Here is an 11754-nt window from a genome sequence, read left to right on the forward strand (position 1 = left end):
AAATATTAAGACTATATCAAGCAATTAAAGTGATTTGTATTTGTGAATTGTTTCGTATAATAAATGTACGGAAAACGTTTTCTTATATTTGAACTATGGAGGAAAAAAATGGAGACACAAGTTGAAAAAACAGTAGCAAACAAAAGTAGTGCTGGGTTGATTTTTGCCTTAATGGCTGGTTATTCGATGATTTATATGGATAAGAGTATGATCTCTACCGCAGTTTTACCAATGGCCAAAGAGTTTAATTTGGATGCTGGTCAAACAGGAATGATCATGTCATTCTTTTTCCTAGGTTATTCGTTGATGCAGATTCCCGGTGGTTGGTTAGCAGATAAAATCGGCGCAAAAAAGGTGTTAATGCTGTCACTAGCAATTATTTCAATTTTTTCATTCGCATTTGGTGCAGTGAGCAGCTTGATGTTATTTATAGCTATCCGCTTTTTTGCGGGTCTAGGTCATGGTGGTTATCCGCCCAGCTGTTCAAAATCAATTGCCGATAATTTCCCGCAAGAACGTAGAACCTTTATCCAATCATTGATTCTATCAACATCAGGTATCGGTGGTATTTTAGCATTCACCTTGGGGACTAATTTGATCAATGCAAATTGGCGTTATGGGTACTTAGCATTAGGAACATTATTTGCGGTTGCATTTGTACTGGTAGGTATTTTTGTTCCCAAACAAGCAACTAGCGCAAAAACAGGGACAAGCAATAAACCAGCAATTAAGTTTAGTCAGGTAATCACGAACCGTAATGTATTAGTATTATTCGTAGCAATGCTATTGTTAAATTTTCTGCTTTATGGAAATATGTCATGGTTGCCAAGCTTTTTAGCACAAAAATTTGCAATTGATATTAAAACAATTGGTTATCTATTAGCCGTTAACGCAGTCTTCCAAACCGCAGCGACGATGTTTGCAGGTGCGTTGTTGTCAAAACTATTTTTAGGTAAAGAACGCATGTTTATTCTTAGTACAACAGTTTTAGCTGCAATTTTAGTGGTTGCCTTTGTTGCATCAAATAATTTGGTATTATCAATGATTTGTTTGATCGCTGTAAGTATGGTTTCAGTAAGTGCCTTTACAGCAATCTTCACATGGCCGCATAAAATCATGGATCCATCGATCATTGGGTCTTCAATTGGCATCATTAATACAGGTGGAACCTTGGGCGGGTTTTTAGCACCAATGATTTTAGGACAATTGATTAAAGCCGCTGGAGGTTCATTTACATTAGCGTTTGGCTTTATGGCAGCAGCTAGTCTTCTTTGCGGCCTGTGTGCCTTAGGAGTGAAAAAAGAAGCGTAATGTCAGAGAAACAGTTTAAGTATAAAAGTGCTTTTGATATCATTGGTCCAATCATGGTCGGCCCGTCTAGCTCGCACACGGCTGGAGCGGTTAGAATTGGTAATCTGGCAAGAGCGCTTTATAAATATACACCTAAAAAGTTAGTCGTTACTTTCTACGGCTCATTTGCTGAAACGTACAAAGGTCATGGCACAGCAGTCGCAATTGTTGCAGGAGTTTTAGGGTTTGAAACACATGATGAACGGATTCCAGAAGCGATTGAGCTTGCTGAAAAGCAAGGGGTAATGATTGAATTTTTGGTTAGCGCTAAGGAAACAGAACATGCCAATACAGTTAATCTGGCATTGATTGATGACCAAGAAAAGCTGAATATAACAGCTATTTCGATTGGTGGCGGTAGTATTCAACTAACAGAGATCAATCATCATTCAACTCTTTTGGGTCAGAAAAAAGGAAATGGCTTAGTTTTTACCTCAGATCAGCCTAAATTGGCGGTTTCGGGTGTTGAAGATGCTTTAGAAAATCCGACTTTTGTACAGATTCAGCAATTGAACAAGGAGACGATCTTCTTTGTTGAAACGTTTAGTGATATTAGTCAGAAATTAGTAGCAAAAATTAAAGGGATACCGGGGGTAACAGCAGTTATACCGACGACCGGCTAAATTAGAGGACGTGAATAGTTTGTTTGAATCAATTGAAGAACTTGTACAACGAGCACAACTGAATCAGTGCACCATAGCAGAAATAATGATCAGACAGGAAATAGAAACGTCTGGGCGCAGTAGAGCTGAGATCATGAATCAAATGACACTGAACTTAGAAACAATGGAAGCGGCCGCTGCTAAAGGGATTCAAGGCGTTCGCTCACATTCTGGTTTAACTGGATATGATGCTAAAAAACTGCAGACCTATTTAGATCAAAAAACTGTTTTAACAGACAATACCTTTGTGAAAGCTTTATGCTATGCAGTGGCCACTAATGAGGTCAATGCGGCGATGGGTATGATTTGCGCTACACCAACAGCAGGTTCGGCCGGAGTTGTGCCAGGAGTATTATTGGCGTTTAGTGAAAAATTCAGATCAAGCCGTGAAGAGATGCTGCATTTTCTATTTACAGCGGCAGCTTTTGGCTTTGTCACAGCCAATAATGCCATGATTTCTGGTGCAGAAGGTGGCTGTCAGGCGGAAATCGGCTCGGCCTCTGGCATGGCGGCGGCCGCTTTAGTTGAAATGGCTGGTGGAACACCGGAACAAGCCAGTCACGCCTTTGCGATTGCTTTGAATAATTTGATCGGTTTGGCCTGTGATCCAGTTGCTGGACTGGTAGAAATCCCTTGCATCAAAAGAAATGCAGGCGGCACGTCGAATGCCATCAGTGCAGCAGAAATGGCGCTGGCCGGAATCGAAAGTGAGATTCCTGCAGATGAAGTGGTCGAAACAATGTACCGCGTGGGTCGGAGTATGCCAGCGGATATTCGTGAAACTGGGATCGGCGGATTAGCTGGAACAAAAACCGGAAAACGAATCGCAAAAGAGTTGTTTGGAATCGATCGTTAGGTTAAATAAAAAAGCAAAAATTGAATGTGACTAAGAAAGGAAGAACGAAGAATGAACGCAAAACAACAAATTTCAGCATTGATTGATACAAAAAAAGAGCAATTTATCGCAGCAGCTGATCAGATTTGGGGGACACCAGAAACGAGATTTGCAACAACTGAATCTGTAAAACCTTTTTTAGAAATTTTAGAAAAAGAAGGCTTCTCGATTGAAAAAGGCGTCGCAAATATGGAACATTCATTTGTTGCAACTTACGGCAGCGGCAATCCTGTCATTGGCGTTTTGGCTGAATACGATGCTTTAGGCAATCTAAGCCAAGTCGCTGATTTAGGCGAGCAAAAAGCAGAAATAGAAGGTGGAAATGGACATGGCTGCGGCCACAACTTACTAGGCACAGGTGCGTTAGCTGGTGCTATTGGCGTTAAGGATTTGATGAAACAAGAACAATTAACGGGTACGATCAAATTATTTGGTTGTCCGGCTGAAGAAAGTGGCTATGGTAAAGCCTTCATGGCTAGAGACGGCGTATTTGACTGCCTTGATGTTGCTCTTTCGTGGCATCCGATGGATACAAGTATGGCTTGGGGATTGAGCAGCTTAGCTGTTTATCAAATTTATTATAACTTCAAAGGGATATCAGCCCATGCAGCGGCAGCACCAGAACAAGGACGCAGTGCGCTTGATGCGGCAGAATTAATGAATATTGGGGTTCAATTTTTACGTGAACACATCATTGATGAAGGTCGTGTCCACTATGCCTTTATGGATGCTGGTGGAGAGTCTGCGAATGTAGTCCAACCGACATCGAGCTTATATTACTTTATCCGTGCACCAAAACTAGAACAAGCAGAAGAAATCTACAAGCGTGTCAACAAAATCGCAGAAGGTGCAGCGTTGATGACAGAAACAGAACTTGAAATCGTGTTTGACTCTGCCTGTGCTAACTATTTACCAAACCAAGCGGTTACCACAGCGATGTATGAAAATTTTAAAGAATTCGGCAACTTGAATTTAACAAAAGAGGACCAAGAATATAGCCAAAGATATTATGACAGCTTAAATGAAGCGACAAAAGCAAACTTAATAACTAGAGCAAGACAAAGCAATCCAACCGCTAGTGAAGAAGAAATAGAACGGCTTGGAACAATGCCAGTTCTAGATCAAATCAGCCCCTTAGTTTTCTCAGAAGCAACGTCTGGTTCAACGGATGTGGGAGATGTTAGCTGGGTGTGTCCAACCGCTCAAGTCTTGGTGGGCTGTGAACCACAAGGCACACCGCCGCATTCATGGCAATGGGTTGCTAATGGTAAATCATCTGTGGCACACAAAGGATTACTAGCAGCAGGTAAAACGATCGCAACAACGGCTTATGATTTATTAACTAATCCTGAATTAGTCGCACAAGCAAAAGCAGAACACCAAGCAACCGTTGGTGGGGAAAAATATCAATCTGCGATTCCGGCAGAGGTAATGCCTAAATAAGAATATAAGGCTGGTTTAAGTAAAATACTTAAACCAGTCTTTTTGTTCAAACAGTTGTTGCTCTGGTGATTAGGATTTGTTAAGATGAAAGTGTGAGAATTATAATGGAAATGGAGGAGTATCAATGAAAACAATAAAAAACTTGATGTTGGGAATCTTGTTTAGCTCAGTATGCTTATCATTTTCGACAACTTCATTTGCTATAGAGGAAAGCTCTAAAGAAGTAGAAGTGACCAAAACATCAGAAGTGAAAACAAAAATCACTGAAGCAAAAAAGGAAATCGACCTTACACCAAAATTTAAAATCAAAGAAATCAAAACAGAGATTGGCAGCAAAGGCACCGTGGAGGTTGAACAAGTCGAGGGAATGAAAGACCTTAAAGGGACGTTCAAGACCACTGTAGCTGACCAAAGTATCCTTTCGATCAATGATCGAGGTCAATGGCAAGGATTGAAATCGGGTATTACTAAAGCAACATTGGATTTTGAGTGGGATAAAGAGTCACTACAAAAAATCAAAGAAAAATATCCTGATCATCAACTGGTCAAAAAAGGGACTATTCAGGAAGTACCCGTCGAAGTGACAGCAGCAAAAGAAAAGAGTGTCGATATCACTCCCAGTTTCAATGTTGGAACAATCAGCGCAAAAATAGGTGAAACAGGGCAATTTAAAGTGGCTCCGATGGGGGGCCTCACAAATCTCACAGGAACCTATCTAGCCTATATTCCGTATAATGCCAAAGAAATAATCACAGTAGAGTCAGATGGAAAATGGACAGCTTTAAAAACGGGCACAGTGGAATTTGTATTAGATTTCCAATTATCAGATGAATCAAGTAAAGAGATTCAAGATAAAAATCCAGGCAGTACAATGGTAACAAGAGATATTGCCAGTCTAATTAAAGTAGAAGTGAAGCCAGCAGGAACATTAAATATCACGCCAAAAATCGAGCTTACTTCTATTGATGGAAGAGTTGGTGATACTGGACAAATCAAAGTAAAACCAATTGAAGGAATTAAAGAGTCTACAGGTTCGTTTGCTCCAACTATCAATGATTCATCAATCATTGAGGTTGATTCAGCAGGAAACTGGAAAGCGCTAAAAGCTGGGACTACATCATTTATGTATATGTACAATTGGTCAGATGAAACAATGAAAAAGCTGGCTGAAAAATATCCTGGGTACGAATTTTACGTAGAAGAAGGAGCGCAAGTGGTCGAAGTGAACATCACTGAAAATACTACCGCTTCAACAAAGCCTGTTGGAACAACAAAACCAACCGGAAAACAATTACCGGCAACCAATGATTCTAGTACGAATTTGACTTTAGTTACAGGCTTATTTTTAGTGTTTCTAACAGCAATTGGCTGGTGTAAAAAAGAATCTTTGTATAGATAATAAAAAAAAGCTGAACATCCTAAAATAACTGAATGTTCAGCTTTTTTATGTTGTTTTATGGAGTTGATTTATCCAAAATTTTAGTATAATGTGACTATAACAAAGCATGAACAGGAGCAATCATATGTCTATAATGGAACGTCCAGATGAACGGGAAGCATTAGAAATTCTACGAAAAGCAGAACCCGAAAAATACCAAGAAGCAATCCTTTTAGATAAACCAGATATTCAAAATCCAACACAGAATATTGGTGTAGAAGTGACCCAATCATTAAAAGAAAGTGTGCTAGAAGCGCTGAATATTGATGAAATAAATGTCCATAATGATAAGCAAATCCTTGAGATCATCAAGGAAAGATATGGAGATGATGTCCTTAGAATCAATTTACCATTGCCAGATAACACCAAGAAAAAGGTCGCGATTTCGATTACTAATTGGCATTCATTATTTAATTTAATAGAAGCTTATGATAATAAAGTTGAAAAACTCCAAAGCGGTAATTATAAGCTATACAAAGAAAATAATTTATTTATTTTTGTATTTGGTGAAGATGAAAAAAGCATTGAGCAACTAGCCAAACATATCTATAGGACAAAAAACGACAGACAATATGATGTTGTTTATGTCTACAGTCAACCTATGTTGTACACGATCGATCATCAAATGAATACCGTTGTAAAAAAGACTTTTAAATGAAGGTCTTTTTTTACTTACAAAAACTTAAAAAAACAATCGGAAAACTTAGTAATATGCAAACGGAAGATTTTTTGTTATACTCAAAATAAATCAGGAGGTAACGTATGAATCAAAAAGAACGAATCGCAAAAATTTTAGAGTTACTACAAGAGAAGGAAAAGCTGGATGCAGCCGAATTAGCCGATTATTTCCAAATATCTAAAGACAGTATTCGTCGAGATATCTTATTGATCGTTAATGACGGTTTGGCTGAAAGATATCGCGGAGGAATTGCACTGCCGATCATTAAGACAAAAATCGAAGATTACTCCAAACGATTAGTTGTAAACAGTCAAGAAAAAATTCGAATTGCGCGTAAAGCAGTCAAAGAAATAGCAGATAATCAAACCATTTGGCTAGATGTTTCTACTACTGTTCAATTTATCGCAAAAGAACTTACGCAAGAAGATGTCCTGATTGTCACCAACTCGATCGACAATGCGATATCAGCGACAGAAGTCAATAATAAACAGGAAGTCTATCTGTTAGGAGGATACTTCAATTCTAACTCGCACTTACTGATAGGGACATCAGTGATCGCTCAACTAGCTAGTTTTTATTTTGACCTCGCATTTATTGGTGCATCAGGCATCAGTGATGCTGGATTGTTTTACTCTGAATTAGAAGACATCGAATTAAAGCACACCATTATCAAAAATGCGAAAAGAACCTGCGTTGTACTTGACAGCTCTAAAGTGAGAAACACGACCAATTTTAAACTGGATTTTGTAAAAATCGATCTATTGATCACAGATAAGCCATTGCCAGATCCAATCACCAGACAATTGCAAAAAAATGAAGTCAACATTATTCTTGTAGAAGGTGGAAAAAAATGAAAACACTTATTCAAAACATAACGATAAGTAAAGAGGATGGCCTAGAATTAGTCGATATCTTGATAGAAAATGAAAGTATTTCAGAGATAGAACCAGCAGGGGCTAACACTATTTCTAACGAAGGCATAAATCATCGCATCGATGGTCAAAATCAATTACTGATCCCCGGAATGATCGATGTCCACATTCACGGAGCCAATAATTTTGATATGATGGATGGCACGACAAAAAGTATTCAAGAAGTGTCGAAAAAATGTTTGGAAACTGGTTGTACTGGTTTTTTGGTAACGTCAGTCACTTCTTCGTTAGAAGCATTATTGACGATGATCGACCGAACCAAAGAAGTTGTTGGGCGTGAAATAGGAGCAAAAATTTTAGGTATCCATTTAGAAGGACCTTATCTAAACGTTAAACGAAAAGGCATGCAGGACCCGAATTATCTAAGAAACCCAGACTTAAAAGAAATGGAACTGATTTTTGAACGAGCAGGTGATTTGATCAAAATGGTTACCATAGCACCAGAATTACCAGGCAGCTTGGAATTGATCACTTATTTAAAACAAAAAAACGTTGTCGTTGCCATTGCCCATTCTGATGCAACTTATGAAGAAGCGCAAGAAGCGTTTCAACAGGGTGCGACACACATTACGCACTGCTTTAACGCAATGCCACCGATCCATCACCGCGCACCAGGTTTGGTTACCGCAGCTCTTGAAAATGATAGCGTAAGTGTTCAAGCAATCGTTGATGGGATCCATTTACATCCGGGAATCGTCCGCCTGCTACACAAAATAAAAGGAGCAGATGGGATGGTGTTGATCACAGACGCTTTACAAGCTATGGGCGTGGGAGATGGTGCTTACGAATTTGGCGGACATCAGGTCACTGTAGAAAATGGTGTGGCGCGCTTAAAAGATGGCACCTTAGCATCTAGCACCGTGACGATGAATGAGGCGCTTAAACTAAGTGTGGAAATGGGCATTCCGTTAGACGATGCAATTAAAATGGGGGCAACTACGCCAGCCGATATACTAGGAGAAAAGAAAATTGGTAAGATTGCTGTGGGATATGACGCTGACTTGATTCTTTTGGATGAAGACTTTAAAGTAGTCAAAAAAGTCTTAAAAGGACTAGTCAAATAAAAGCCTGGTTTTTATAGCAAAAAAAGCGCATGAGGACTAAGTACCCATGCGCTTTAAGTTCGTCGTTATGAAACTGATTTAATTTATTTTTCTCTGTTAATCTGAAAGGTCACATCAAAAAGAATGGATATAAAATGGCTTGTAAACTATATAGTATCATTGGGAAATTAAAAAAATATTATTATTTCGGTCTTTTTATAGGGTAACAAACCTCTGTAATATAAAATTGCTCCTGTTCCTCAGTAGCTGGGCTAGAGTGATAAATGTTAAAGATATTGCCAGTATGTACGTAGCCATTCACTTTCAGCCAGTTCGCCATATCGGCATGAATAGTTGGCATGGTAGCGTAAGCACCATTTGTTACAACAGAAGCAATCAATCCTGGAGAGAAGGTTTTAATCTGCGGATATTTGTGTCCGAGTGTTTTTGGAGTACTGATCATGACTTCGATATCTATCATATCAGAAGTAGTGTCACGAAAGACTGCAATAGATTGGCCCAGTTTAGCTAAATCTTCAGTGCGGATAGTTGAAAAGAGTTGTTGCCAAAGTTGTTCTTCTTCATAGTAAGAGGCAACTTCTTGCCGATAAGCAAGCACAAACAGATCAGGTATCTTTTTTTCTTCGATTGGATAATTCATTGCGTCTTTTTCTGAAGGTGTCTTTTTTTCTTCCAATAAATCTAAATAAGCAAGTTGTAGTTTCTTTTCAGCAAGCTCAGTTTCCAGTAATGTTCGATGTTTTGTTAAATAATCAGCCAAATCAGCTTTACCATCTAAAAAGGGTTTGATTTCTTTTAGTGGAATGCCAATATTTTTGAGTGAAAGAAGTTGATTTGCTTGAGTAATTTGCTCAGGTGTATAGTAGCGGTAGCCGTTTTCTGCCTGAATAATCTCGGGTTTTAATAAATTTAGCTTGTCATAATGTCTAAGCATACGTGGGCTGATATTGGTTAATTTAGAAAATTCACTGATTTTAAACATAGTTACTCCTTAAACGAATCTAGAATTACAAACTAGATCTATTATACTTTAAAATAGTTGACTTTCACATTGTGTCAAGGTTTAAAATAAAACTAGGTTAATCAAAGGAGGTGGCAAGTAGCTGTTTCTAGTTTACTATACAGTTAACATAATGGACTATATTTCGGCAAAATCTATCTTATCAAAAAGTAGAACAAATGAGTGGTTTGGAACAGATTACACGATGAATCTTTACAAAGGGTGCCATCATGGTTGCGTCTATTGTGATTCAAGAAGTGAGTGTTATCAGATCGATCACTTTGAGAAGGTTCGCGGCAAAAAGCAAGCAATCGAGATTTTAAGTAAAGAGCTGTCTAGCAAAAAGAAAAAAGGGATTGTCGGCACAGGCTCGATGTCAGATCCATATAATTTTTTTGAACGTAGTCAAAAATTGACGTTACGGTCATTGGAATTATTTCATCATTTTGGTTATGGTGTTTCGATTGCAACTAAAAGTAGTTTAGTTACACGTGATCATCAGCTCTTAGAAAGAATTGCGCAACACTCGCCAGTCAATGTCAGCCTATCTGTCAGTACGATGGATGATGAATTAGCAAAAAAAATCGAGCGGGCGGTCAGTCTGCCATCCCAACGCTTAGAAGCTGTCCGGCAATTAGCAACTAGTGGAATTTATACGGGGGTGATCCTGATGCCGATGCTGCCGTTTCTCACCGATGATTGGTCAACAATTGAACTAGTTGTTTTAAAAGCAGCAGAAGCCGGCGCTAAATACGTTTATCCTTTTTTCGGAATGACCTTAAGAGATCGGCAAAAAGAACATTATTTTACATTTTTAGCGCACTATTTTCCAGAGATTTTAATGAAGTATAAAGAAAATTATGATCGTAATTATTTCTGCGGGATTCAGAATCAAGCCCAAATCACGAGTAAATTCTATACACTTTGTGATAAATTAGGAATGGACTATCAGATGGAAAAAATCATACACAATTATCAAGCACCGTATGTTTCAAACCAGGGAACCTTGTTTGACTAAGGTCAGTTTAGAAAGAGTTTTAAATAGCAAAGGAGTTTAAAGATGCGCACATATGAAAATTCAGAAGAGTTGATTGCAGAAATCAAAAAAAGATATGAGAAATACGATGAGGAATTTATCGATGTGCCTGAAGCACAAAAAGACAAGCGAATTGAAGAGGTAGATAAAACCCCTTCCGAAAATTTGTCTTATCAACTTGGCTGGGTAAATTTGATTCTTCAATGGGAGCAAGATGAACAGACAGGAAAAGTAGTCCAAACGCCTGCGCCAGGGTATAAATGGAATAATTTAGGTGGCTTATATCAGTCGTTTTATGAAAAATACGGTAAATACAGTATCGCAGAACAAAGAAAAATGTTGAGAGAGTCTGTCAATCAGGTATGCGCCTGGTTGGAAACATTGTCTGATGAGGAGTTGTTTGAAGCAGGGCAGAGAAATTATGCTACGACCAAAGCGATGTGGCCCTTATACAAATGGGTGCATATCAATACTGTGGCACCGTTTACCAATTTCCGAACTAAAATTCGTAAGTGGAAGAAACTTGTTTTGATGTCATGAAGAGAGAAAAAGAAGTAGCGTCTAAGTATATCGCTACTTCTTTTTTCGTTTTATTGATTGATTAGTTGCTCGATATCTAACTCAGTCATGGAAGTAACCTGAAAGTCTGCCCCTTTTAACGTTTCTGTAGCAGAAATCCCTACAGCATACATGCCAGCGGCTTTGATTCCTTCAATCCCTGCTTGAGCATCCTCAAAACCAATTGCATCTTTAGGGGCAACATTGATACTTTCCGCTGCTTTTACGAAAATTTCTGGATCAGGTTTGCCCTTTTTTAATGTTTCTGGATCAACGATATGTCCGAAGAAATCAAGAACACCTAATTTTTCTAAAATCATTGGCGCGTTTTTGGACGCTGAAGCAATTGAACAAGGGATGTTGCGTTCTTTTGCTTGGACTAAAAAGTCGTGAACCCCTGGTAATAAGTCCGTTTCTGAAAGATCTGCTAGAAGTTTAACGTATTCATCATTTTTCTTTTGAGCCAATGCTTCTTTTTCGGCTGTAGTAAACTCATTTTCCCGTTGTCCATAAGCTAAAATTTTATCCAAAGAATCCATACGGCTGATTCCTTTTAGGGTTTCATTAAAAGTTTCGTTGATTGTGATCCCTAATTTTTTTGCGAGATTTTTCCAAGCAATATAGTGAAACTTGGCGGTATCGGTGATAACGCCATCTAAGTCGAAGACAAAACCTTTTTTCATGTGTATTCTCCTAT

At 38.5% G+C, this 11754-nt stretch carries 12 protein-coding genes; 10 read left to right on the forward strand and 2 right to left on the reverse strand.

Annotated elements, in window-relative coordinates; all coding sequences use genetic code 11:
• Positions 1-108: 108 nt before the first annotated feature.
• The 8 genes from RV15_RS05795 to nagA all read left to right on the forward strand — a co-directional run bounded on the left by RV15_RS05795 (position 109) and on the right by nagA (position 8463).
• A complete protein-coding gene (locus RV15_RS05795) occupies positions 109-1311 on the forward strand; it encodes an MFS transporter (protein WP_071877110.1) in 1203 nt (400 codons plus the stop codon).
• The gene (gene sdaAB, locus RV15_RS05800; RefSeq protein ID WP_071877111.1) at positions 1311-1973 is read left to right on the forward strand and encodes an L-serine ammonia-lyase, iron-sulfur-dependent subunit beta; all 663 of its coding nucleotides are present in this window, start codon (positions 1311-1313) and stop codon (positions 1971-1973) included. Before RV15_RS05795 ends, sdaAB begins: the two co-directional genes overlap by 1 nt.
• A 19-nt stretch (positions 1974-1992) precedes the next feature.
• Positions 1993-2868 (forward strand): L-serine ammonia-lyase, iron-sulfur-dependent, subunit alpha, encoded by an 876-nt coding sequence (gene sdaAA, locus RV15_RS05805; protein ID WP_071877112.1) that lies wholly within the window; start codon positions 1993-1995, stop codon positions 2866-2868.
• Positions 2869-2919: 51 nt separating this feature from the next.
• Positions 2920-4350 (forward strand): amidohydrolase, encoded by a 1431-nt coding sequence (locus RV15_RS05810; protein WP_071877113.1) that lies wholly within the window; start codon positions 2920-2922, stop codon positions 4348-4350.
• 124 nt (positions 4351-4474) lie between these two features.
• Complete coding sequence (locus tag RV15_RS05815) at positions 4475-5749, forward strand: cell wall protein (protein ID WP_071877114.1); 1275 nt, start codon at positions 4475-4477, stop codon at positions 5747-5749.
• 124 nt (positions 5750-5873) lie between these two features.
• Entirely contained in the window at positions 5874-6446 is a 573-nt protein-coding gene (locus tag RV15_RS05820) for a hypothetical protein (protein ID WP_071877115.1), read from the forward strand.
• A 104-nt stretch (positions 6447-6550) separates the two neighbouring features.
• On the forward strand, positions 6551-7321 hold the full coding sequence (locus tag RV15_RS05825; protein WP_071877116.1) for a DeoR/GlpR family DNA-binding transcription regulator: 771 nt from the start codon (positions 6551-6553) through the stop codon (positions 7319-7321).
• A complete protein-coding gene (gene nagA / locus RV15_RS05830; protein ID WP_071877117.1) occupies positions 7318-8463 on the forward strand; it encodes an N-acetylglucosamine-6-phosphate deacetylase in 1146 nt (381 codons plus the stop codon). Before RV15_RS05825 ends, nagA begins: the two co-directional genes overlap by 4 nt.
• 181 nt (positions 8464-8644) lie before the next feature.
• Here nagA and RV15_RS05835 read toward each other — a convergent pair whose 3' ends face one another.
• Positions 8645-9445 carry a MerR family transcriptional regulator gene (locus tag RV15_RS05835; protein ID WP_071877118.1) on the reverse strand — a complete coding sequence of 267 codons (801 nt, stop codon included), beginning with the start codon at positions 9443-9445 and terminating at the stop codon, positions 8645-8647.
• A gap of 151 nt (positions 9446-9596) precedes the next feature.
• Between RV15_RS05835 and RV15_RS05840 the strand changes: the two genes are divergently transcribed.
• Positions 9597-10481 (forward strand): SPL family radical SAM protein, encoded by an 885-nt coding sequence (locus RV15_RS05840; protein ID WP_071877119.1) that lies wholly within the window; start codon positions 9597-9599, stop codon positions 10479-10481.
• A 42-nt stretch (positions 10482-10523) separates the two neighbouring features.
• Positions 10524-11039: a ClbS/DfsB family four-helix bundle protein gene (locus tag RV15_RS05845; RefSeq protein ID WP_071877120.1), complete on the forward strand. Its 516-nt coding sequence runs from the start codon at positions 10524-10526 to the stop codon at positions 11037-11039.
• 50 nt (positions 11040-11089) lie between these two features.
• On the opposite strand, the gene pgmB is transcribed toward RV15_RS05845, so the two are convergent.
• Positions 11090-11740, reverse strand: coding sequence for a beta-phosphoglucomutase (pgmB, locus tag RV15_RS05850; protein ID WP_071877121.1), 651 nt, complete (start codon positions 11738-11740; stop codon positions 11090-11092).
• Between the last annotated feature and the right edge of the window lie 14 nt (positions 11741-11754).

It is taken from the genome of Enterococcus silesiacus, from assembly GCF_001886225.1.
GTDB classification, from domain to species: domain Bacteria; phylum Bacillota; class Bacilli; order Lactobacillales; family Enterococcaceae; genus Enterococcus_L; species Enterococcus_L silesiacus.